Raw genomic sequence first — 22,533 nt, 5'->3', positions numbered from 1 at the left:
CGGATAGTAAATCGGTTTGGACGAAAAATCCATATAATTATAAAATTTTACCATTTAATATATTGTCGAAAGTCGAATTTTGCGTGTAGGGGGTTCTTCAATGCTCCTAAATTTTAAATGAATCAACTGCTGGACTTGATCCAAATGAACGGATTCGATTGAGAGGGGTTTTGTCGACAAGTGCGCAAAATAATTTTATTGTCGACTCATATTGTGTCAGATATTGAGTATATTGCAAAAAACGTAATTTTTTTAAGCATGGGAAAGTTGGGGGAATGTGTGATTTCTGATAAGGAGCTTGCTAGTTATCAAGCAAGCTATGCCATTTCCAATATCCAATACAATCAATCGAGTATTATGATTCGATGTATATCACAAGAAAAGCCACATACAGCCGCTATAAATGTACAACCAAGATGTATATTGTTTTGTGACGCACTAAATTGAAGCGAGGTGATAAACGCTTTCGGTAGGGATATTTGGGCAGGTATTATGATCATCTATTAAGGGAGGAGAAACAATGAGAAATGTGGCGAGTGTTTTATTGGTAGCCCTTTTGTTGTTGGGGTCACCATTTTTGAGCAATCAGGAAGTTCCATCCATTCTATTTTTATTTATTGGTATTGTCCTTCTCATTACAATAGTAGCGATTGTATATATCCATCAAGCATACCCAAATAAACATAAAGCAATGATGAAATTGAGTGTGTATGTCTTTATTGTTGTCATATTTGTGCCTTGTTTTGCAAGAATAAACATTTTGGACGAGACGATAACAGATTGGACATTCATCCGCTATTTAGCAATATTTATCACTGCACCCATCATTGTAGCGAGTACTGTTATTTTCAGTTATCGTCATCATTTAATGTTGAAAAAATAATACGATTAACTGTTCTTTGAATGATAGACAGTATTATTCGAGGGGCAGTTATTTTATATATTTTGAATCACAAAAGGTTCAATTATTTTTTTCTTGTGTGAAGGTAGCACGATATTGGTCGAGGGTGTGCCGTATTGCATCGATAAAGTGTTCTAAACTTTCTACAGAATTAAGTAACTACTTTTGTTTGCTAACGCTTTACAATCTTTTGATTTAAGTAATATAAGGACACAAATAGGACGGTTCATTTTTTTGAGAGAGAATGTGTACAATACTCTTCAATCATTTGTCGTTCCTCTAATTTAAGACAGCTAGAGAAGATAAATGAACAGCCACCGCTAGTTCCTTCGTCGAAATTTTTGCATGCTCCTGTAATATTTTACGATATTTTGATCCATATATTTCTGTATTAGAGCATATAAGTTAAGTACGTAGCAGCAATATATAGAGTAGGGTCTTGTGAAAAGGAGGCAGGTTAAGTGACGGTGGAATGGGAGTATTTAAAAGTGATTCGAGCTAGATTTGAAAGTGTGAAAAAACTTGGGGATGGTGCTATTCAGCAGGTAACGAAAGAAGAAGTCCATTGGCAGCCGAACGAGGCATCTAACAGTATCGCCATAATAGTAAAGCATTTAAGTGGGAATATGATATCAAGATGGACCGATTTCTTAACGACAGATGGTGAAAAGCCCGACAGAAATCGTGAACAAGAATTTCAAGATACGATATCCTCATTAGATGAACTCGGTTCACTATGGGAAGAGGGATGGGCTAAGGTTTTTGATACGTTAAATACATTACAAACGGATGATTTGTTAAAGACAGTAGTGATTCGTGGGGAAAAACATAGTGTAATTGATGCATTAGAAAGACAGTTGGCCCATTATGCGTATCATGTAGGACAAATGATATATATTGGGAAGCAATTGAAGGGAGTGAATTGGGCAAGCCTTAGTATTCCTGTTGGGAAATCAGAAGCATATTTGCAAGAGATGTTAAAAAAGCATAATGCAGAATAGAGGGAGTGTATCATCATACGAAACGGCGACGCAAAAATAGAAGTCGCCGTTTTTCATGTTGAGTGCTTCTGCTTTAAGTTTTTGGAATAATATTAATTGCGATTGTTCTTGTTTCTGCTTCTTCTGTTGGGTTGTTCATTTGATAGTATTTTGTCACTAAATCATTGAGCTCTTGATGAAAATGTGTGAATTGCGCGCTTGTTAATGTTAGTTCTATGAATGAAAAGGTAGCGGAATCTTCATCTTGTACTTTATCCTCGAGCGATTGTAAATAATGCTGATATTGGGATAGTAACACTAATTGATAGTTCGAGATGTAATTTATTTTTTGTTCTTTCGATAAGCTTTTCCAGTCGGCATCATTCAGTCGAGCTGCGCCTTCATGTAAAGCATAAAATTTCTCCGTGACGGAACGTACTTTTCTTTCTTTAATAACATGAATAATATTTTCATCCACTAAAATTTGAATATGTCGATATAAAGTAGCTTGCGGAACATCTTTAATGACGGTAATCATCTCCAATGTACTTAAACCACCTTCTTTATTTTGCATAAGTGCCTGTAAAATTTTCATTCTCACAGGGTGCATTAACACTTCTGCTTTGCTTCGCATCATGAGCGCCTCCGAGTCATTTAAAAGTTGTCATATCAGTAATAATCAATCACTTTTATGAAAAATGATAATGTTATCACAAAAGATAATACAGAATAAAGAGCTTGTAAAGTTGAAAAAAGGTAGTGAATTTCCTTTACCTTTATATTATCATTATTGATAATGATAATAAAGGAGGATAAAAATATGAAGCTGCACTATGGATTTGATGAACTAGGAGAGATTGAGTGGGGCGTGATTTTACCCATTTTGATTCCATTTGTTGTGTTGTCACTGTTATTAATTCTGATTGCTTTAATGGACTTATATCGTCATCGAAAGGTACGTGAAAATGTCTTAAAGTGGACAGTTATTATTTTATTATTTAATACGATTGGACCGATTTTATATTTTACTACAGGTAGAAAGGACGTAAGTAAGCATGCGATTAGAGATTAATAATATTACAAAGAAATTTAAACAACGAACGGCTGTGAAACAGTTTTCACTGGTCATCGAGAGAAATGAATGCGTAGGGTTAATTGGGCCAAATGGGGCAGGTAAAACAACGTTGATACAAATGATTGCCGATATTTTAGAGGCTGATGAAGGAAATATTTTATTGGATGGTCAAAAAATAGCTACTAAGAAAAATCAAATTGGTTATTTGCCGCAATATCCTAACTTTTTCACATGGATGACAGCTTACGATACATTGCAGTTTATGGGGACTTTATCGGGGATAGCGAAAGAGCAATTGCATATGGACATTCCAAAAATTTTAGCCAAAGTAGGATTAGCAAATGAAGCACAAGCCAAAGTGGGAACCTTTTCAGGGGGGATGAAGCAACGTTTAGGGATTGCACAAGCCTTGCTGCATAAACCAGCGTTACTCATTATGGATGAACCTGTATCAGCGCTAGATCCGATTGGCCGAAGAGAAGTATTAAATCTGCTAAAAGACATTAAAAAGGACACGACGATTTTATTGTCTACACATATTTTAGGGGATGCGGAAGAAATTTGTGAACGTTTTGTCGTGATTAAAAGTGGGAAGAAAATAGAAGATGCTACAAAAACGGAGCTACTGAATCAACAGCGAGAAAATGTCATTTATATGACAATCCCATCAGAAGATGAGCAACGGTTAAAAAGGATGGAACAGTTGCCATATATACAAAAAATAGAGCATGTACAGGGGCGTTTTAAAATTTCTATAGATGATGTAGAAAAAAATGCACATCATTTCTTGCAGCATGCACTAAAAGAACATATTCGCTTTCAAAAGTTTGAAGTAGGCGGCAACGAAGGCCTTGAAGAGAAATTTTTATCATTGGTGGTGGATGTATGAGTACTTTTTTTGCACTAAGTAAAAAGGAAATCAGCCAAATGATGCACGAATATAAAATCATTTGGCTACCTATTGTTTTTATATTGTTAGGGCTAACCCAGCCTATACTGATGTTTTATTTACCTGTAATAGTAGAAATGTTTGGTGGAGTAGAAGGCATTACAATTGATCCCGCCATGACTAATTATAATGGACGGGAAGTGCTCGCCTCTACATTAAGCTCACAATTTGACCAACTTGGTATTATTATTCTTGTAGTTGCAACGATGGGCGTTATTCAAGCAGAAAGAGCCAATGGCATGCTGGCATTTATTTTAACAAGACCTGTTTCCATTGCTTCTTATTTAGGAAGTAAAATGATCACACACTATGTATTAGCTGTTAGTTGTGTAGCAATCGGGTACTTTGTGTCATATAGTTACACGGCCTTTTTGTTTGCGGCTATACCACTTGCCGATGTGCTACTTGCATTAGCCGTTTATAGTGTTTGGGTCTTATTTGTCATAACGTTTGTAGTCATGCTTAGTGCGATGTTTAATAGTCAGGCATTTATTGCGTTAGTGAGTATTATGGTGCTCTTGTTGTGTCGATTAACTGCTGGGTTACATCCATTGCTTGATCTAATCAATCCGGGAAGTATGAGTGTTCGGGCTATTTCGACGCTAATGGTCGGTAGTATGGGGGAGGTATGGCTGCTGAATATGGCTGTAACACTTCTCATTATAATGGGCATGGTGCAAATGATGTACTACTGGATTGTAAATAAAAAATATTAAATAAAAAATCCTTTACATTTCTAAGTAGTGTCGCATATTATATAGTCAACAACTAATATTCAACGTTGAGTATTTGTTGTTGACTAAAAAGGGGGGATAATAATGTTTATTCAAGCAATCAATCTTCAAAAGTCGTATAACAAGCGTAAAATTGTGAAAGGGATTCATTTGGAGATTGGGCAAGGGGAGATTTTAGCTGTTATTGGTCCAAATGGTGCAGGGAAATCAACGACGCTTGAAATATTGATTGGTCTTAGAAAGGCCGATGCAGGGGAAATCAATTATTGGCTGGATGCATACAAAGAAAAAATCGGTGTACAGCTTCAGGCAGCGCCATTTTTTGTAGGTCTCAATGCCTTTGAAAATTTAAAGCTTTTTGCTGCTTTTTATAAGAAAAAATTAACAGATTGCCAAGTGAATGACATGCTAAACATTTGTGGTTTATATGATGTAAGGAAAGTGGATGCATCCAAACTTTCGGGTGGACAGCAAAAAAGACTAGCGATTTCAATTGCACTCATTCATAATCCAGATCTTATCTTTTTAGATGAACCGACAGCAGCGCTCGATCCACGTGCGCGTCAGGAAATTCATCATCTCATCAAGCAACTTCATAAGCAGAATAAAACTATTGTTTTTACTTCACATGATATGGATGAAGTCGACAAGTTAGCTACAAGGGTTATGATGATTGACCAAGGAGAAATCATTGCACAAGGAAATCCAAGTGCATTATGTAGGGAGCATCATGTATCGAATTTGGAGCAATTGTATTTGAAATTGGCTATTGGAGGGGAACGCAATGTTTCAAGTAATTTTTAAATCGATGCTTGTTACGGCTGTAAGAGATAAGATTACGGTATTTTATTCATTAGCCTTTCCGTTACTCCTGATGATTGGTTTAGGCTATTATTTCGATCAAGGTCAACTACAAATTGTTACAGGGATTACAGCTATCAGTACAATATTTTGGGGAATGCAAGGGATTGCGTTCCAAGTACATGCACAGCGAAATCGGGGCGTTTATAAATTAGTAAAGCTAACACCTATGCCACTCATTTTATTTATCTTTATCATGGTACTGGCAAGGACATCTGTTGGTGTACTCATTAATTTCATCGTATGGCTCACAGGTATTTTATTGTTTGATATAAATGTAACGGGCAGTACACTCCTAATAACGTTTTTACTAATTGTCATAGGGACATTTTGTTTTACAAGTATCGGTTTTGTTATCAGTAATTTTGCGCGTAATGAAGCACAAATCAGTATGATTTCTAATTTCATTCAGCTGCCTATGATTTTTATGAGTGAAGCTTTTTATAGCCTTGATCGTGCACCAGCATGGATAGTGTTTATCGGCAAAATGTTGCCGTTTGAACATTATGTGAAGGCACTTCGAGGGTTATTGTTAGTAGAAGAGGGCATATTGTTGATCGGCTTTGGTATCCTATTCGTTTATTTATTATTTGCCTTGTTCCTATCGATTTCAACCTTTAAATGGGAGAGTAGTGAGGAGGGGAAATGGAGAAGTTGGAAGAAGCGTACGTCCTAATTTTCATGCTATAATACTCAATATTGAATATTTAATATTGAGGTGTATGCACTATGACAAGATTAATGGTCTTAGGATTGTTAAAATCAAAACCGATGTCTGGGTATGAGATTCAACAATTATTGACGAAGAGTCAAACGGATGCATGGGCAGGTATTTTACCTGGGTCGATTTATCATGCACTTAAAAAGATGGAGAAGGAAGCATTAGTTGAAATTGACGCGATTGAACAAACGGGTAATCGTTCGAAGGCGATTTATAAAATTACAGCAGCAGGAGAAAAGGAATTTAGTCAGTTATTAGTAGAGTCATTGCAAGTGTCTTCTGTCCATTTGCCGAGTCAGCTATATACGGGTCTGAGTTTTATCCACTATTTAGAGAAGGATGAAATACGCCAAGCATTACAAAATCAACAACTATTATTAGAAGCACAATTAGGTAAACAAAAGGCAGGAATTGAAGTCAAACGAAATCATATGCCGATGGATGAAGTGACAGAAATGCTTTTTCAAAATGTTTTTAAGCAATATGAGCTGCAGCTGGACTTAATTAAAAATTTAATTCGACACTATGCATAATGATTAGAAAGAGAGTGGCAAGGGCATCTGTCACTCTATTTTTTATGCGAAAATGAATGTGTCATTACCACGATTGACCGAAAAATGGGTCTATAGCTTGCGAGTAAATCGTCCAATTTACTTGCGTTTTCGCTACAAAATGAATGTTTTTATTCAAAATAGTGTGCTCTACGAATAGCAGCTGTGCTAAATAAAAGAGAAATTTACTAAAAAGGAGATTTACGTAAAAGGTAAAAAAGCGCTTTTATTTGGATAAAAAACGAAAATAATTAAGCGTTTTTCAAAAAATACGTCGTAATCAAAAATGATAAATGGCTTTCTATTGTAATAAAAATAAACGGTAACGTGTAATTTTTTAATAAGAAAATCATATGTGCATTTTAAAAAATGATAAAATCGCCATTAGTCGATTTTGAGATACAACTTACATGAAAATAAGTGCCATTTAGGTAAAAAGACCTTATTTGACGCTTATTTAAAATTAAGTTGTATGTTGATTTCGCTATGTGACACAATTTGAGCATTCAAAATTATTAATTTTAAAAATGGCATTAAAAAATTTACTTTTAGTATGAAATATGTGGAAGATATTAGTCTGCTTTTCATATCTAGTATAACTAGCCGTTTGAAAAAGAAGAATTCTCTTTTAGCTACTACATATGTTAGAAGTCATATATTTTCACTTGCATCTCACGTTACGTTAGCCTTTACAATAAGTATAAGTATGAAGCAAGGAGGGTACATAGTGTCTACACAATATTCTATTGGGGAGTTTGCTAAAAAAACAGGTATGACCATTCGGACATTGCATTATTACGACGAAATGGATTTATTGAAGCCATCTTTTCTTTCTGCATCTGGGCGCCGTTATTATTCAGATGAAAATATTATTCAGCTCCAAAAAATTGTCTCTCTCAAATTTCTAGGATATTCATTAGAGAAAATTCACAAATTGATTTATGTAACTGATTGGGATTTACAAGAATCTCTCCAATTTCAAAAGCAAGAGATGGTACAAAAAAGGGAGCATCTTGACCGCGTCATCCGTGCACTTGATCACGCATTATTTATGATGGAGGAGCAAGGAACAGTGAATGCGAATGTGTTTATGGCGCTTATCCACAACATTCATAAAGAGGATGAGCAAAAGGAGTGGCTGAAAAATTATTTTCCAAAGGATTCTGTTGAGCAAATGTATAGTTTATCAGAGGAAAAGCAAATGGAGTTAAATAGTAAAATGGCGCGGCTTTTCGATGAACTAAAAGCGGCTTATGGGCAAGATGCAGCAAGCCCGACTGTTCAAGCACTGATTGAACAATATTTTGCCTTAGCGCTTGAAGTATACCCAGGCACAATGGAGCTTGTGCAAGAATTACAGGGGCAAGAGATTGAAATGGAGGACAACACTGAGCTTTTCCCTTCGCCTTTTTCAAAACAAGAAGAAGAATGGATAGCCCAAGCAATGCAATATTATTGGGAAAATAAGATGGGGTAATCATAATTAAATATAAAGCAGGAGAGTCAAGTGTAACGGAATGTAAAGTACACTTGACTTTTATTTTAGTGCGATGTAAAGTGTACTTAACGTAAAGTTAACTTTACTTTTAGATGGAGGAAATATGAAAAACAATATAAAAAAACTTCGAGCACAACATCATATGACGCAGGATCAGCTAGCTGAATTATTAGCTGTCTCAAGACAAACGATTATTTCGCTTGAAAAAGAAAAATATAATCCATCCATCATCCTCGCATTTAAGCTAGCAAGTGTGTTCAACTGTCAAATTGAAGATATTTTTATTTACGAGGAGGAGAATAATGAATAGATCACTTTTTATCATTATAGGCTTTTTCTTTTTAATAGTAGGCGGACTGATCAACTGGGCTCATATTAGTCAAGGGAAGTTTCCAGAAAGTTTAATGATAATTGGTATATCGATTATGTGTTTTTGCTTAGCTTATTTAGACAGTCATTTTAAAGCGAAGGATGAAAGAGCACAAAAAATTAGAGAACGAGGCATTTACATAAGTTATTTTTGGCTTGTAGCCGTTATGCTTGTTTTGTTAATTTTAGTAAATCCTTCGTTACCTATTATTTCTATTAGTGCTTACCATTTACTGTTAATCGTTATGACTTGTTATATATCCATTGTGTTTATAAATATGGCTTACTACGCATGGAAACTTTAAGGATAATAGCCCTCAAAAATCATCAACCCATTATTGCTAGTTACTTTTCCCAAACATAGCTTTTTCTTTTTTGGGTAATCTAAGCGAAAACGTTGGGAGGTGGCGGGGATAATTATTGAAAGGTCGTCTGAATGGCAAGAGGGATTTATAGAGCGATTAGAACAAAAAGTCCCTTGGGATAATTGGCAGTTATACAAGATGAGTTACGAAGTGGAGAAAATGAATCTCATTCCTGATTTCTCCGGTTTACAATGCCCTAAAATCCTGTCTAACCTTTCGCCATTGCCACATCAATTGCAAGTGGCTGAAACGGTCATTGAGCGAATGAATGGCAAGGCGATTTTAGCCGATGAGGTAGGTCTTGGGAAAACAATTGAAGCAGGGCTTATTTTAAAAGAGTACCTTATTCGTGGGCTTGTCAAAAAAGCACTAATCTTAGCACCAGCTTCGCTTATAAATCAGTGGGTGGATGAATTAAACAGTAAATTTTTTATTCCAGCGCATGCCTATAAAAAGAATACCCAAATTGCCCATTATCCAATCATCGTCATGAGTATGGATACAGCGAAAAAAAGTCCGCATAGGGAACAAATTTACATGCAGCAATTTGACATAATTATTATTGATGAAGCACATAAATTAAAAAATCATAAAACTCAAATCTACCAATTTGTCCAAAGCTTAAAGAAAAAGTTTTGTTTATTGTTAACGGCTACACCGATTCAAAATAATGTGTTCGAGCTATTTTATTTAATTTCTTTATTAAAACCAGGTCATTTAGGAAGCTTTGAGGCATTTCAATCTGCATTTTCTGCAAGTAAATATGATTTAGAGCATGATGAATTTTTAAAAGAGCTTGTGCATCAGGTGATGGTAAGGAATCGTCGTCAGGATACAGGCATTGAATGGACGAACCGCTGTGTTGAAATGGTGCCTATTCGTTTTACAGATGAGGAGCAGCGAGTATATAACAAAATTCTACATTTAAAAAATATCTCTTCTATATTTTCTGGGGCATTTTCAATGATTACGTTAATTAAAGAAATGTGTAGTAGTAAGGAAGCGACCTATTTAACGCTCAATACGATGCGGCAAAAATGTACGAATGAAGAGGAAATTGATTATATAGAAAGGCTTATTGAAGAGTTAATGGCATTAGAGATCAACTCAAAGGCAGAAAAAACATTTGAAATCATTCAAGAAGCGAATGATAAAGTACTAATTTTCACAGAATATCGTGCAACACAAGCGTATTTACAATGGTATTTGCAGACAAAGGGGATCACGAGTGTTACTTTTAACGGGAAATTTAGTAAAAGTAAGCGCGACTGGATGAAGCAGCTTTTTAGAGATAAGGCGCAAGTACTCATTGCGACTGAATCGGGTGGAGAAGGAATCAATCTACAGTTTTGTTCGCATGTCATTAATTATGATTTGCCATGGAATCCGATGAAGCTGGAGCAACGGATTGGTCGTGTCCATCGTTTAGGGCAGGAGCAGGATGTGCATATTTACAATTTAGCGATTCAACATACGATTGAAGAAGACATTGTTCGTTTGTTAAGTGAAAAAATTGATGTGTTTGAAAAAGTAGTAGGGGAGCTAGATGCCATTTTATCGGAAAAATCGATTTGATTCATTGATAAGTGAGGGATAATGATGTACCCACAACAAGTGCAACAATATTTACAAACCTTTTTTACGGAAACGGGTTGCGACATTGTAACGAGTAGTCCACATGTAATGACAGTCCAATTAACGATTGATATGGATAAAAAAATGATGAATCGCCCTTTTTATTGGCAATATATTGAGAGCACAAATGGTGAACCAAATCCGGTGCAAGTGACGTTTATTACAGATGCACACTATATGCAAAAGGGCCTTGTTGGAGAAATTGTCAACTATGGTTCGCCACGGCTTACCCAACTGTTTCGTGTCACAAAAGAGCTAGGGGCTTTTGTCCAAATGTTTGAACAAGTAGCGCGAGGGGCGACGCTCACACCTTGGCTTTGTGTCAATTATAAAGTGTCGTACAAATGTGATCTCGCGAAAGACAAGTTGTATTCATTAGGGATTAATTTGATGACAGGTGAGATGGAGGACAGTTTCCATGAGTCATTGCACACCGTTCATTTGACGCCTAACATACCAGAGGATGTGTATGCACTTCCGTATATTATTAAACCATTGCACGCCCTTAAGCGGTTAGATGAAACAATCGAAGTGCTTGTTCATCAGGAGGACCATACGTGGGCAAGTGATGCACAGCAGCGTTTAAACAAGGAGCTACGTGTACTGGATTATTTTTATGAAGGGATAGACAACAAACCGGAATGCTATGAAATTGAAAAAACAGCATTAGAGGAGCGTTACACACCGCGAATTTGCATTGACATTATGAGCGGGGGATTATTTTATTTGACGTAATAATTAGCGAGGTTTTAGCTGTTGAAAATAGAGAAGGGAAAGCGGCGACTACATGATACGATAAGTCGCCGCTTTGTATTGCATATTACTTTAGTTTATCAATGAAGTGTCATCGTTCTAAAAAAGATTAAAACTTAAATTTCCCTACTTCATCATTTAACGTTAAAGCAAGTTTACTTAATTCGTCCGTTGAGCCTGTAATTTCCTCCACAGAAGCATATTGCTCTTCAGAAAGCCCTGCAACAGTTTGTGCTTTTGAAGCAGTGTTTTCTGTAATAGACATTACTAATTCAAAGGAAGTATTGACTTGATCAGCACTAGCGGCTATTTGTTCGGAAATAGCGGATACTTCTTGAATTTGACTGGCTATAGAATAAGTAGAATCTAATATTTCTTTAAATGATCCTCCGGTATGTTCAATAATTTTCACGCCATCTAATACACTTTCGGTAACATGATTCATTTGCGTTACTGTTGCAAGTGTATCAGATTGGATTGATTGAATAATTTGTGTAATGTGCTGGGCAGATGTATTAGATTGGACAGCTAGTTTTCGCACTTCATCGGCCACTACAGCGAACCCTTTTCCATGTTCTCCAGCTCGTGCAGCTTCAATGGCAGCGTTCAATGCTAACAAATTTGTTTGGTCTGCTATATTGGATATGGCAATAATAATTTTTTCGATTTCTTTTGAACGTTCATTAAGTAATACAATCGATTGTGCTGTCTTTTTCACCGTTTCTTCAATTGTTCGCATTTGGTCGATTGCTTGCGTAATACTTTTTTCGCCCATTTGTGATTTTTGTGTGGTCTCTTCTGAAGATTGTGCGACAGAAGACGTATTATGAGCGATCAGCTGAAGTCCTCTAGAAACTTCCGTAATTGTTTGCGTACTTTCTTGTATTTGTTGCAGCTGCAGATTTGCTCCATTTGCTACTTCTTCAATAGAAGAACTCACCTGGTGTGCGGCTTCACTCGTTTGTGCTGTACTAGCTGCTAATTGTTCAGAAGAAGCCGTTAAATTTTCACTTGCTCTACTTACGGTTGTTAAAATTTCTCTTAGATTAATGGCCATTTGATTAAATGAAGACGCCAACTGAGCCACTTCATCTTTTGACTTGACTGTTAAGTTGTCTATTTTTAAGTTTCCAGAGGCAATTTCATCTGCCGCTTGTGTCAGCTTTCCTAATGGCTTAATTTTGATATATAAAAGGATAAATGCAATAAGGATAGATACAATGACAAGCGAAGCAGAGACTATTAATATGATTAATCCTGTATGTACATTTTGTTTGGTCTCTGCCACTTTGGCATCTGTCCAAGAGGCTAGTTTTGTATTAAATTCCACTAAAGATTGTTCAATGATGCCTTTGTTGATTTTATATTTTGGACCAAAAACGAGAAATCTTGCTTCTTCAAAATCACCTTCTGCCACTGCTTTGATGGCTTCTTCTTCTAGCGATACTAATGCACTGGAATTTTGATATGCGAATTCAATCAATTCCAATAATTCAGTAGGAACCTCGAGTTGTTGGAGGTTATGAAAAATACGTTCTTTTGTTTGCGTTTCATCTACTTCTTTCAAATAGTTATCATAGTGTTCTTTCTCTCCGAATTGCGTATACGCTCTTACTTCGTTTGTTATGTAATTGGAAGATGATTGCAGTTGGTTGACTAATGAGGTTACCTCTTCATCTAAAGCTAGAGCATCCGTTTCGCTTTCCAAATGTTTTAATAAAGAATAAATACTCCAACCATTTACCATTATTAAGATGATCGTAATGGTTGCGGTAGTTTTTAATAATGTACTAATTTTCATGTAGTATCTCCTTATGCGATGCGCATTAACATTTTCTTCAATATAAATAGTTAGATGATGGTTCATAAGAGTGAATCAACAAGGTTAGGCAATACTCCTACTGTATTTTAGTAAACAAATTCAACAGCATATATCCGATGAAATATGACTGAAGTTAACAATTAATAGGTAATTATTCATTATTGTATCACTAGTTTGTAAGTCAAAAAGTAATGTTTTTGTATAGATATTATTACATTGTAAACAAGAATCACATGTTCATTATAATTTTTACTGTTATTACAGGCTTAAGAGGTTGAAATCATAAATAACAAGTTGATGTAAAAGTGTGAAATACTGTGTATAGTAGTTATTGACATGGTGGATTTTACTACTATATTTCTAGAGGAGTACATAAACGATGAAAAAAATATGGCGAGAAGAGACAGACTATTACCAATTAACACCTTTAACAGATGAACTCGTAGCTTTTGCAGAGGAGAAGCTGAACATCACATTACCACAATCGTATATTGATTTATTGAAAGAGCAGAATGGTGGATATATTCACTATAATGCATTCCCTTCGAATGTCCCAAATTCTTGGGCGGACGATCACGTTCAGGTTGAATATATTTTAGGGGTAGGGGAAGAAGAAGGTATACTACAAAGTGAATACTTCATCCAAGAATGGGATTTGCCGAAAAATATTGTGTTGTTTTCTGGAGATGGACATTCGTGGCTTGCTTTTGACTATCGGTATACAAAACAAGAGCCACCTATTATATTTATTGATGTGGACTACGAGCAGATGATTGAATTAGCACCGAACTTTGAAGCGTTTTTAAACGGGTTATACATAGCAGAAGTGGAAGTGGACGATGCTTCTTTTGTACCATTTGAAATCAACTTGACGATTACAGAAGTGGAAGTAGCGTTAGCATCTAATCAGGAACAACAAATTATTTTAGGGTTAAACTACCTTTACGAAAATACAGTAGGCAATGAGCAATTGATTGAAAACAAAATCATTACGCTTTTGCAACATCACAATCTTGAAATTAAACAATTAGCTGCTAATTTTGGGCTTCATTTTTATGATAGCGGAATTTTTTCTCCTAAAGGCGTGGAAAAAATGGTGTCTATTATTCGGCAGGATGAAGAAATTGCTTATTATGCAGAAAATAGATTTGGTGAACATGCATAACAGACTAAGTACGGAAATACCGCGTTATTTTAAAAGGAGTGTAGTTATTAAGTACATGATGAGGTGAATCGAATGAGCTTAAAAGGCTAGCGTATATGTTTCTTTATATGCCAATTGATAGGAGTTATACCCATTACTTTATCTGCTTTTAATATCGGTAGAGATTTTATGTCACAATACATATTTTATGTTGTAGCTATACTTTGGATTGGCATCATCGGTAACTATATTGTCAAAAAAGTTGAGCAGAAAAAACATACGGCTTTTTGAGGTTGTCGGCAGTTTATCCGGCAACCTTTTTCTATAAACAGAATAGCAAAGGCTTGTGGAATATATTGTCTAACAATAGCAGGTACGATGACGTGATGGTTTGCTTTTTACTATAATAGATGAGGAGGAGGTGCAAAATGTTTGGAACGATTGTGAATGTGGGCACGATTATTATCGGTACGATCATCGGTACAGTGCTTAAAAAGGGCATTAAGGAAGAGTATCAAACCGCTTTATTTAATGCGATGGGTTTTGCGGCTGTTGCATTAGGGGCGAATGCGATTGTTACGAATATGCCAAATAGTATATTTCCCGTGCTGTTTATTATTAGTTTAGCTGTCGGTAGTTTAATTGGGACGATACTCGATTTAGAAGGGCGTTTTAATCGGCTTGTTGGACGTTTTGGCAATTCAGAGCTGAGCAAAGGCTTATCCACTGCGATTTTACTATTTTGTGTGGGGACATTGTCGATTTTAGGACCGATTGAAAGTGCGTTACATGATAATCATACATATTTATTGACGAATGCGACGCTTGATTTAGTGACTTCCATGGCACTAGCTGCCACGTATGGTATTGGTATTATGTTTTCGGCTGTCGTGCTTCTTTTATGGCAGGGCGGTATTTATGTGAGCGCGCAGTATATTGAACCTTTTTTAACGGCAGAGCTTATGACGGAAGTGTCCATCGTTGGCGGGATTTTAATTTTTTCATCGGGCTTATCGATTTTAGGTATTAAAGATAGCAAAACTGTCAATATGTTGCCTGCGCTGTTTATTCCTGTCGTGTGGTTTATTATTCAAGGATTATAAAGAGCTAAATCGGATATGAAAGAGGGTGACTCAAAAGGTCGTTAAAAACGGTCTTTAGGTCGCCCCTTTTTTAATCAACGATATATTTTGGTATTGAACTACAATATTTTATGTAATTATTTTGAAATAAAATTGTGATTTTAGAGAGAAAGCTTGTTTTCTTTCGTTGTATTAAGTGTAAGGGCCTTTACGATGAACGGAGAGGGAATGATGTCATGAAATCAACTGAACGAAATTTTATAAAACGCTTGAAAAAGCAGCAGGAGGATGCACTTGAATATGTCGTTGATCACTATATGGCACTCGTAAAAGGGGTAGTGACAAACGTATTATTGCCAATAAAAAGAGAGGATTTAATCGAAGAATGTATCAATGATGTGTTTTTAAGTGTTTGGCATCATGCAGATCAATTTAAAGGAGATACGAATGATTTTCGAAAATGGATTTGTGTGATTTCAAAGTTTAAAGCTATTGATTATTATAGGAAGGCAGCGAAGAGTATGGAGATTTCATCAGAGGAACTGAACACGCTCGTTGAACACTCCGCTGAGGACATCTTCATTCATCACGAAAATAATGAAGAAATCATTCGTTTACTCAACCATCTTGATCAAATGGATCGGCATATTTTTGTGATGAAATTTTTCCTCGGTATGAAAACAGATGATATTGCAGTGCATTTTCATTTAACCCGTACAGCTGTAGATAATCGCATTTACCGAGGGAAGAAAAAATTGCAGCAACAAGCCACACATTTGAAGTTAGGGGGTGTTCTGTATGAAGGAGATTTATAAGGCGTTTAACGATATTGAATTGGATCAAAAAGAGTTTATAGAACTTGAAGTACATGACATTGAAAAAGCGCGGGTGAAAAAATATTTACAGCAAACGATGACAAAAAAGAAAAAACGCAATGGCTGGCTACCACGTTTTGCTATTGCTAGTTTATTATTTGTCGTTAGCGGTATAGGAGTGGGTATTACTTTTCCAGCTTCTGCAGGGAGTATTCCGATTGTAAGAGATATTTTTAAGTTTATTGATGGCGACCGGTCCGCACTTTATGAAAACTATAAAGAGTTTTCAACAGAAGTGTTATTAACAGAAAAAAGCAAGGGCATTGAAATAACGATTAATGATGCGATTTATGATGGGGAAACAGTATTTATCACGTATTCCATTTACAGTGAGAAACCGCTTGGGGAACAGCCATCTTTTCGTGAAATGACCTCATTAAAAGATGCGGATGGTCATACTTCGGGTATGGAAGTAGTGAAGGTAGATGAGCATAATTATGTGGGTGTACTGAGAGTTGGGAGCATTGGACAACATGTTGGACAGACAGCGCATCTAGTGTGGGTTATCGATAAAATACTCAATCCTGAAACAGAGAAGGTGATTAACGGAAACTGGCGTTTTGCTTTTTCTGTTGATGCAACAACACAATACACAACATCGATCAATCAGTCTGTAGAGCAAGATGGTATAAAGGTGACGATAGAGAAAATTACAAAAACACCTATGTCGGTTATCGTGTATGCCCGTCAACAACTAGAAGAGAACGTATTACAGGAATGGAATTCTGTAAACTTAGATTTTACTATGACAGATAATGTTGGAAACTTTTATGAAGGAGTAGGAAATGGGGGAAGAGGCGAAATTTATGATATGATGATAGGAAAAACATTCGAAAAACTAGATGAACGTGCTACAACAATAACGATTGCACCTGAATTTCGTCTGTTAGGTTATCCACAAAGTAGTGGTGAGCAAACACAAGAAACAAATGCATTTGGTGAAACCGTTGTAAGTAATAGTACCGTCCCCGTTGATCATAAAGAAATCAAAATGGAGCCGATTGTCATTGAGCTAAAAAATGACTAAATAGAGCAATTGCTTCTCGAGCAAACAGTAGGAGAATGACTGCTATGGCTACGATAAAAGTGAACACTCCTTAGTATTATCAAATAGTACAGGCGGCTAAACATGTAGCCGCCTGTAAATATTTATAGAAGTGTAAATGTGATTATTTTTCTAAAATAAACGAGCTGATGTCTTCGACTAGCCCTTCAGCAAGTGGGAGTGTTGGATTTGAATAAGTTTCCATATTCCCTGTTGGGTCAGTTGGTGCCTCTTTTAATACATGGTTCATCGTATCAAAATAAACGACTTCAGCATCTGGTTTTGCTTTACTTAGACGCTCTGCATCCGTTACTTTTACTTGTAAATCATTTTTCCCTTGGATAATAAGTGTCGGGATTTCCAAAGATTTTAGAACATCGGCCGGATCATATTGTAGCCAAGAAATAAGGTATGGCTGAACAGATGGTCTAAATAAGGAATACAATGTTTCTGGTACATCGTCCACAAGTTTGCCTTTTTTCAATGATGTTAATATATTCTTACTTACGTTTAGTAATTCTGCTGGTAGTTGAGGTGTTAGTTGCTCTATTAATACTTCATCAATTGGACGCCCTGCACCAGCGATGGAGATGATGGAATCTACTTTTGTAGATGTAGCAGCAACCATCCCTACTAACGATCCTTCACTATGACCAATGACATGTACTGTTGAGAAACGGGCATCGGCATTCACTGCTTTCACAATACTTTCGACGTCTTGTGCAAAAGTATTAAATGTTGCATCTTCTTCTTTTTTAGCAAGGCTAGCATTATCACCCACACCACGTTTATCGAAACGAATTGTCGCGATCCCTTGTGCTGCTAAATCTTCCGCTAGCATTTTTAAGCTATTATTGTCACCAAGAACCGTATTGCCGTCTTTTGTTGTAGGACCTGAGCCTGCAATGATAATGGCAACAGGAACGGGTGCATTTGCTTCAACAGTTGGCCATTCTACTGCTACTTTTAATTCACCATCTGTAACAGGGACTGTCCATTCTTCATATGTTACTTCTGGTGCTTCGGAAGGCGCTTCGTAAGGTGTTAATGTCACCGGGAACGTCATGCCGTTTTGTGTGAAAGTAGCTGTTATTTGATTTTCTTTTACAGTCCCTTCAACTATGATGGAAGAACCTGCTAAATCAATCTCCATACGAACAGCATCATCTTTTACAGTTACCGATTTAATAGGGTAATCCGTTAGTCCTTGTGCTGGAACAGAGAATGTACCAGTACCATCTTCTTTTAATGTTAATTGAATACTTAAAGGAATTTGAGGAATGTCAATCGTGCCACTCCAATGACCGATATGTTGGTTCATAACTGGCTCCTTGTCACTATGCAGTAGTCGGTATAAAAATAGCGCATAATGACCTCGTGTTAAGTTTTCATTTGGCTTGTAAAGCCCGTTGTTCGCTACCGTTGTTACTCCTGTCCCAGCCAGGGCCTGAATATATTGGTTACTCCAATGGCTTGCTGGAACGTCGTGGAATGTATAAGCTGTATCAGCTTGTAAATTAAAAGTAAGTGCTAATATTTTAGCTATTTGGGCACGTGTGATTGGTGTATCAGGTTTGAATGTATGGTCTTCATAACCATCTATAATGCCCGCACGATAAGCATTTTGAATTGCTTCATAATAAGGATGTGTAGTCGGTACATCCGTGAAAGTTTTTGCATCACGAATAGGTGTCAAATCCGCGATTTTACTTAAAATTGAGAGCACATGTTGTCTAGAGATGGTTTCTGTTGGACGAAACGTTTGATCACCATATCCGGTAATTATATTTTGCTCCTTTAAAAATTCCACCGCTTCTGCATATGGACTTGACGCGGAAATATCAGTAAATGATGTTGCAGCACTTGCCGGTACAACAACTGCTGGCACAATAAGTGCTGATGCTAAAACAGATGTATAGATTTTTTTCTTCATTTTTTATTCCTCCGATAACGTTTTAATGAATCTCTGCTATGAAACTGTTAATCATTTTATATACGGATAAAATTGATAAATGTTTCAAAAAATAACTTATCTATAAATAATTCTATAAGTTTATATAAATTCCTTTTATGTAAAAAGTATTATGTTAAATAATAATGAAAGGGGTAGGTACGATGTGTTGATGGCATCCTCAACACATCGTACCTAGCACGATTCTACAGTCCTATATTAGCTCAAATAGCTTCGCTGTCCGTTTTTCCAATTCGTTTAGATCTAGTGCATCATCGACCATTTCTCGGACTTTTCGTTCTTCCTCTGCATATAGTTTGGCAAAATGGGTTGCTTCGCTGATGGCAGCCTTGTATTTAGAGACAATGTTCTTAATATTTTCTTCCTCTACTTCTGTTGGCTGGCAGTGCTTAGCAATGTCAAAAATGGCATCACCGGGACGATTTTCATCCGGGAAGTAGACATGTGGCTCGGTACTATCAAAAATACAAAACTTCAATTCAGGTAAAATAACCATATCAATTGAATTAGAATCTAATCCACACCATACGAGTTGCACATCAAATCCACGATTTAATGCCTCGTTTGCTAGTTTTTTCATCATAGAAGATTTTCCTGTACCAGGGTATCCTTTTATGAATAATCGTTTTTCCAAGTTTTGAGTGATGCTTTGGACGGTATCGCGAGCCCCTGCAGGCGTTAATGTACCAAGCAGTCGATGGGTTAATGTAGACGGTTTCTCAAGCTTTTTTCCTTCAAAAAGATGAGTGACTAACTCCGCATATTGCTGATCTAGTTCTTTCCAATTCATCTGTTTTCTCGTTTCCACTTCCCAGTCATCATGAATATGAATAGCGTTTGCGAGGGCGGCGAAGCATTGTTGATAGTAGGCTTTTTTTGTTTCTATTAGCGTGAGAAGCGTTTCATTGGCGGCAAGCTTTTGCTCATCTATACAATCAGAAAGGGAAATGACATGGTTTCGCGTATTGATAAAATCGGATTTGATCGTTAGGTTTGTTGCTTGAAGAAATAGAATAGGGTGTGGTGTTTTTACAAATACCGCTTCAATTGTTTGTTCAAATAGGGGGTCGTGAAAATATTCGATTTCAGCACCCTTTTCATGGTAGTAGTTGCCTAGTTTTTGTAGAAGTGCAGCTACTTGAAAGCCGTGTGCACCTTTTAAGAGATATACGGTTTCTGCTTCATTCATTAAGTCTTTATAAATATTTTTCATTCCTTGCCCGGTCATGGCGTGCCCGAAAAAATGTGTAACAGTCTTACTCAAAACGTCATCCTTCCATCAGCTTATTAACCTTATTTTTATGTGAATAGCCTACAAAAGGTACCATGTATGGGGGCTAGCTCGTTTCGAAGGGGAAATATGTACCTGATTGTAAAACTTAAAGAATCTAGTCCTAATAAGTTCAAGAATTTTTAGAAAGTTTTGCATCCGTTATCCAATTACTTCCGTCAATACAGGTGAAAGGAGGGCGCAACATGGATATTCAGCAATTAATACATACATATAGTGATTATTTATATAGAGTTGCTTTTATTTATACGAAAGACGCCAGTGCTGCTGAAGAAGTAGTGCAAGATGTGTTTTTTAATTATTATCGTAAACAGTCCCAATTTAAAGGGGAAGCGACGTTGAAAACCTATTTAGTTAAAATGACGATTAATCGTAGCTATGATTATTTACGTAGTTGGAAAAATAAGCGCCTAGTCTTATTAGAAAAAATTCATGGGAAACCTAGTGCAACAACTGAGCAACTACTACTTAATATGGAAATGCGCGGGGAAGTCACGCGAGCTGTCCTTGCACTGCCAGTAAAATATCGGGAAGTCATTGTATTGTATTATTATAAAGATTTTTCGATAGGTGAAATTTCTGCTTTAACAGGTGTGTCACAGTCAGCGTTAAAATCAAGGCTCCAGCGTGCGCGTAAAAAATTAAAAATCATAATACAAGAAGAGGAGGTTTGGGGGCATGAGGAAAGAGCAACTAACAAGGGAGCTAAATAGTGTGCGATTATCGGATGAACAAAAGGAACAAATGATACAGCAAACTATATATGGTCATAAGAGAAAGCAGAGTAGCTGGGGCTATCGATTAGTTTTACCAAGCTTTGTTGTTATGGCAATTTTCTTTGTCATGTTATCACAAACGTCTCAAGCACCAAGTATGACGACAGCAGGAGAATCCTTACTTGAGGTAACACATGAAAAATGGTTGGACGAAGCGCTTATCCTTTTTGCAGTGACTGTTTTACTTATAGTGACAGCGATTGGCTTAAGTATTCGACTTTTATTTGTAATGGAACGTTGGCAACACATTCCACGAGTTATACGAGTAAAACAAATTTTACGAGAACATAAAAGACTATGGAAATTACATCTCGTGGCATTTATTTTAAGTATCTTTACTTATCCGTTTTGGTTTGGTGTGCCATTTTTTATTGTTGGAGAATTTTTATCCATAAGTAATGCGATTGTTATAGCAGCGATTGCATTACTATTAAGTGCAATGATCGTTACATCATATTTACTATTCATTTATATTCCATTGGCGGTTCGTATTGACGTGGTAACTTGGAAAGATGTTGTACGCTGGCAAGTGTATACAGTTGGTACTGTGTATATAGGTTTACTTATGTTTGTTATCCCATTTATGGGGAGTAATCCATTTGCATGGTTGATTAATTTGCTTTGTTTGTTAATTACATTAAATATTTGTTTACTCATCACATTTGAGTTACGCAATGTAAAACAACCGACATGTCCTCATTGTCATCAAATTTTTACGGCGACACAAAGTAGAAAGAAAATTTATATGTCTTTTCGGATTAAATGTGATAATTGTCAAAAGCAAATTTATTTAACAAAAAAAGCGCGGATGAGCACGTCTATTTTTTCATTTTTAGCACCGTTTCTTTTAATATTACTACCGAATATTTTTAAGCCTTCTTTTATTACGCTGATTATCATATTCGTTGGCTTTTTCTGTTATTTTGTATTTTATTATGCACCACGTGTTGCTGAATTTGAAACCGAGGAAGAAGAAATTAAACCGTTATGGTGAAGGGATTATAAAATATCCTTTAGTTGTTCTTAATTAGTTATAGATAGAGTAGGTACTCCAAACCTTTTCCATAGAGCGGATAAAAGTTGACTAGAGTGCTGGAACGGAAATCAACGTTTCATACTTTTGATTGTATAAAT

At 36.3% G+C, this 22,533-nt stretch carries 23 protein-coding genes and 2 pseudogenes; 20 read left to right on the top strand and 5 right to left on the bottom strand.

Annotation, left to right across the window (positions count from 1 at the left end):
* The first annotated feature begins 279 nt into the window (after positions 1–279).
* Entirely contained in the window at positions 280–447 is a 168-nt protein-coding gene (locus AC3II9_RS05685; protein ID WP_489153865.1) for a hypothetical protein, read from the top strand.
* A gap of 73 nt (positions 448–520) precedes the next feature.
* Positions 521–883 (top strand): hypothetical protein, encoded by a 363-nt coding sequence (locus tag AC3II9_RS05680; RefSeq protein ID WP_489153863.1) that lies wholly within the window; start codon positions 521–523, stop codon positions 881–883.
* A 53-nt stretch (positions 884–936) separates the two neighbouring features.
* Here AC3II9_RS05680 and AC3II9_RS05675 read toward each other — a convergent pair.
* A pseudogene (locus tag AC3II9_RS05675) lies at positions 937–1,285 on the bottom strand (AsnC family transcriptional regulator).
* Positions 1,286–1,362: 77 nt separating this feature from the next.
* On the opposite strand from AC3II9_RS05675, the gene AC3II9_RS05670 reads away from it, so the two are divergent.
* Positions 1,363–1,902 carry a DUF1572 family protein gene (locus tag AC3II9_RS05670; protein ID WP_489153861.1) on the top strand — a complete coding sequence of 180 codons (540 nt, stop codon included), beginning with the start codon at positions 1,363–1,365 and terminating at the stop codon, positions 1,900–1,902.
* Between the two features lie 73 nt (positions 1,903–1,975).
* Here AC3II9_RS05670 and AC3II9_RS05665 read toward each other — a convergent pair whose 3' ends face one another.
* A complete protein-coding gene (locus tag AC3II9_RS05665) occupies positions 1,976–2,515 on the bottom strand; it encodes a helix-turn-helix domain-containing protein (protein ID WP_489153859.1) in 540 nt (179 codons plus the stop codon).
* Between the two features lie 186 nt (positions 2,516–2,701).
* Between AC3II9_RS05665 and AC3II9_RS05660 the strand changes: the two genes are divergently transcribed.
* From AC3II9_RS05660 to AC3II9_RS05610, 11 genes are all read left to right on the top strand, one after another.
* Positions 2,702–2,953: a PLDc N-terminal domain-containing protein gene (locus AC3II9_RS05660; RefSeq protein WP_489153857.1), complete on the top strand. Its 252-nt coding sequence runs from the start codon at positions 2,702–2,704 to the stop codon at positions 2,951–2,953.
* Positions 2,937–3,845: an ABC transporter ATP-binding protein gene (locus AC3II9_RS05655; protein ID WP_489153855.1), complete on the top strand. Its 909-nt coding sequence runs from the start codon at positions 2,937–2,939 to the stop codon at positions 3,843–3,845. Before AC3II9_RS05660 ends, AC3II9_RS05655 begins: the two co-directional genes overlap by 17 nt.
* Complete coding sequence (locus tag AC3II9_RS05650; protein ID WP_489153853.1) at positions 3,842–4,621, top strand: ABC transporter permease; 780 nt, start codon at positions 3,842–3,844, stop codon at positions 4,619–4,621. Before AC3II9_RS05655 ends, AC3II9_RS05650 begins: the two co-directional genes overlap by 4 nt.
* A gap of 102 nt (positions 4,622–4,723) precedes the next feature.
* Positions 4,724–5,443: an ABC transporter ATP-binding protein gene (locus AC3II9_RS05645; RefSeq protein WP_489153852.1), complete on the top strand. Its 720-nt coding sequence runs from the start codon at positions 4,724–4,726 to the stop codon at positions 5,441–5,443.
* Positions 5,424–6,176, top strand: a complete 753-nt coding sequence (locus tag AC3II9_RS05640) for an ABC transporter permease (protein WP_489153850.1) — start codon at positions 5,424–5,426, stop codon at positions 6,174–6,176. The genes AC3II9_RS05645 and AC3II9_RS05640 overlap by 20 nt, the downstream gene beginning before the upstream one ends.
* 53 nt (positions 6,177–6,229) lie before the next feature.
* A complete protein-coding gene (locus tag AC3II9_RS05635; RefSeq protein ID WP_489153848.1) occupies positions 6,230–6,754 on the top strand; it encodes a PadR family transcriptional regulator in 525 nt (174 codons plus the stop codon).
* A 745-nt stretch (positions 6,755–7,499) separates the two neighbouring features.
* A complete protein-coding gene (locus AC3II9_RS05630) occupies positions 7,500–8,249 on the top strand; it encodes a MerR family transcriptional regulator (protein WP_489153846.1) in 750 nt (249 codons plus the stop codon).
* Between the two features lie 124 nt (positions 8,250–8,373).
* Positions 8,374–8,580, top strand: coding sequence for a helix-turn-helix transcriptional regulator (locus AC3II9_RS05625; protein WP_431027227.1), 207 nt, complete (start codon positions 8,374–8,376; stop codon positions 8,578–8,580).
* Positions 8,573–8,944 (top strand): hypothetical protein, encoded by a 372-nt coding sequence (locus AC3II9_RS05620; RefSeq protein ID WP_489153844.1) that lies wholly within the window; start codon positions 8,573–8,575, stop codon positions 8,942–8,944. The genes AC3II9_RS05625 and AC3II9_RS05620 overlap by 8 nt, the downstream gene beginning before the upstream one ends.
* Positions 8,945–9,052: 108 nt before the next feature.
* On the top strand, positions 9,053–10,579 hold the full coding sequence (locus AC3II9_RS05615) for a DEAD/DEAH box helicase (RefSeq protein WP_489153941.1): 1,527 nt from the start codon (positions 9,053–9,055) through the stop codon (positions 10,577–10,579).
* 24 nt (positions 10,580–10,603) lie between these two features.
* Positions 10,604–11,374 (top strand): YqhG family protein, encoded by a 771-nt coding sequence (locus AC3II9_RS05610; RefSeq protein ID WP_489153842.1) that lies wholly within the window; start codon positions 10,604–10,606, stop codon positions 11,372–11,374.
* A 127-nt stretch (positions 11,375–11,501) separates the two neighbouring features.
* Here the strand turns inward: AC3II9_RS05610 and AC3II9_RS05605 are convergent, their stop codons facing one another.
* On the bottom strand, positions 11,502–13,193 hold the full coding sequence (locus AC3II9_RS05605) for a methyl-accepting chemotaxis protein (RefSeq protein ID WP_489153841.1): 1,692 nt from the start codon (positions 13,191–13,193) through the stop codon (positions 11,502–11,504).
* A gap of 400 nt (positions 13,194–13,593) precedes the next feature.
* On the opposite strand from AC3II9_RS05605, the pseudogene AC3II9_RS05600 reads away from it, so the two are divergent.
* The 4 genes and pseudogenes from AC3II9_RS05600 to AC3II9_RS05585 all read left to right on the top strand — a co-directional run.
* Positions 13,594–14,028 (top strand): annotated as a pseudogene (locus AC3II9_RS05600) (SMI1/KNR4 family protein); the annotation flags it as partial.
* Positions 14,029–14,786: 758 nt separating this feature from the next.
* Positions 14,787–15,461: a DUF554 domain-containing protein gene (locus tag AC3II9_RS05595; protein WP_489153840.1), complete on the top strand. Its 675-nt coding sequence runs from the start codon at positions 14,787–14,789 to the stop codon at positions 15,459–15,461.
* Between the two features lie 215 nt (positions 15,462–15,676).
* Positions 15,677–16,255, top strand: coding sequence for a sigma-70 family RNA polymerase sigma factor (locus tag AC3II9_RS05590; protein WP_489153838.1), 579 nt, complete (start codon positions 15,677–15,679; stop codon positions 16,253–16,255).
* Entirely contained in the window at positions 16,239–17,342 is a 1,104-nt protein-coding gene (locus tag AC3II9_RS05585) for a DUF4179 domain-containing protein (protein WP_489153836.1), read from the top strand. Before AC3II9_RS05590 ends, AC3II9_RS05585 begins: the two co-directional genes overlap by 17 nt.
* Before the next feature lie 142 nt (positions 17,343–17,484).
* Here the strand turns inward: AC3II9_RS05585 and AC3II9_RS05580 are convergent, their stop codons facing one another.
* Together AC3II9_RS05580 and AC3II9_RS05575 are read right to left on the bottom strand one after the other, a co-directional pair.
* Complete coding sequence (locus tag AC3II9_RS05580; RefSeq protein WP_489153835.1) at positions 17,485–19,293, bottom strand: alpha/beta fold hydrolase; 1,809 nt, start codon at positions 19,291–19,293, stop codon at positions 17,485–17,487.
* Between the two features lie 232 nt (positions 19,294–19,525).
* A complete protein-coding gene (locus AC3II9_RS05575) occupies positions 19,526–20,596 on the bottom strand; it encodes a nucleotide kinase (RefSeq protein ID WP_489153833.1) in 1,071 nt (356 codons plus the stop codon).
* 212 nt (positions 20,597–20,808) lie between these two features.
* On the opposite strand from AC3II9_RS05575, the gene AC3II9_RS05570 reads away from it, so the two are divergent.
* Together AC3II9_RS05570 and AC3II9_RS05565 are read left to right on the top strand one after the other, a co-directional pair.
* A complete protein-coding gene (locus AC3II9_RS05570; RefSeq protein WP_489153831.1) occupies positions 20,809–21,336 on the top strand; it encodes an RNA polymerase sigma factor in 528 nt (175 codons plus the stop codon).
* Positions 21,302–22,393 (top strand): hypothetical protein, encoded by a 1,092-nt coding sequence (locus AC3II9_RS05565; protein WP_489153829.1) that lies wholly within the window; start codon positions 21,302–21,304, stop codon positions 22,391–22,393. The genes AC3II9_RS05570 and AC3II9_RS05565 overlap by 35 nt, the downstream gene beginning before the upstream one ends.
* Positions 22,394–22,533 lie beyond the last annotated feature (140 nt).

The organism is Lysinibacillus sp. RU7 (assembly GCF_057837305.1).
The sequence above is the reverse complement of the archived record's forward strand: the minus strand, read 5'-3'. Positions and strand labels throughout refer to the sequence as shown.